Genomic DNA, 370 nt, shown 5'->3' with positions numbered 1-370 from the left:
GGGCGAATCCATGAACGTGCATTTACACGCTCAAGGACTCGTTCGTCCCGAGATTAAAAAGTCTCTTAATTGCTTGATCAATAAGGCGTTAAGGGCTGTTGCGATAAGCCCCGGCACGGCAGGCAAATCTGCCGTTGAACGGGCCTGAAAATTTTCAAAAACCACGACGGGTTCACGTCAAAGGAGCAACGCCATGCACTCCGATCGACTCAGCCGCAAAGCGCCACTCGCGATCAGCTACCTGTTCGTGCCGGGCAACCGTCCCGAGCGTTTTTCCAAAGCCTGCGAAGCGGGCCCGGACGCGATCATTCTCGACCTCGAAGACGCCGTACATCCGGACAGCAAAGTCGCCGCCCGTGACGCCATCCAG

The 370-nt window shown here is 56.5% G+C and carries 1 protein-coding gene; it reads left to right on the top strand.

Annotated features, from left to right (window positions below; translation table 11 throughout):
* Positions 1–193: 193 nt before the first annotated feature.
* A partial coding sequence (locus tag BK660_RS30715) for an aldolase/citrate lyase family protein (protein WP_259698557.1) occupies positions 194–370 on the top strand: 177 nt, incomplete at its 3' end.

The organism is Pseudomonas brassicacearum (genome assembly GCF_003732265.1).
Taxonomy (GTDB): domain Bacteria; phylum Pseudomonadota; class Gammaproteobacteria; order Pseudomonadales; family Pseudomonadaceae; genus Aquipseudomonas; species Aquipseudomonas brassicacearum_D.
Note: the sequence above shows the minus strand (reverse complement) of the source record. Positions and strands in the feature narration are given on the sequence as shown.